General features: G+C 39.9%; 1 protein-coding gene. It reads right to left on the bottom strand.

What is annotated here, in order from left to right:
* Positions 1-199: 199 nt before the first annotated feature.
* On the bottom strand, positions 200-499 hold the full coding sequence (locus B5D30_RS08915) for a hypothetical protein (RefSeq protein WP_078807727.1): 300 nt from the start codon (positions 497-499) through the stop codon (positions 200-202).
* Positions 500-611 lie beyond the last annotated feature (112 nt).

Raw genomic sequence — 611 nt, 5'->3', positions numbered from 1 at the left:
AACTGATGTTGCGATTAAATAAACGACATGGCTCACTGTTGCAAACTTCAAAACGCCCCACTACGCTTTTCTTTGTCTAGCTACGTGGGGCTGAAACTTGGTCGCTGTTCGCAACAGCACTTGAAACTAAAGTTTCAAGCAAGTAAATGCTGTGGCTCACTGCGACAAGTTTCAAAACGCCCCTCGTAGCTTTTCTTTTTTATCGTAACAATTGTACGCTCACATCAAAAATCAAATAGAGAAAAACAATCACTACTATAAAACTGACAATTGTGCTGTTGAGAAAATCTCGGTTGGCTGATTTTACAGCTTTTTCTTTTTCATCTTCATCTTCGTATTCTCTGCGTTTTCTCTCTGACCAATCTCTGCGGTTTTGCAAGAAAATTAGCGTGATTAATACTAGACCTGCAATACAAAATCCTAAAAACAATCCTTGGGTTACATGACTTGTGAAAAGAGAAGTATTTGTTTCCCTTGGCATTGCCACTAATAATTTCATTGGAAAAATCTCCTGCCTTTCTTCGCATTTACTTCGTAAATGCTCGAAACTTGAACTACGCTTCGCTCCGTCCAAGCGGGGTCATTCACGAACTTCGTCCGCTCAAAGTCTT

The organism is Pilibacter termitis (assembly GCF_900167335.1).
Classification (GTDB): Bacteria; Bacillota; Bacilli; order Lactobacillales; family Streptococcaceae; genus Pilibacter; species Pilibacter termitis.
This window is presented reverse-complemented; position numbering and strand designations above follow the sequence as displayed.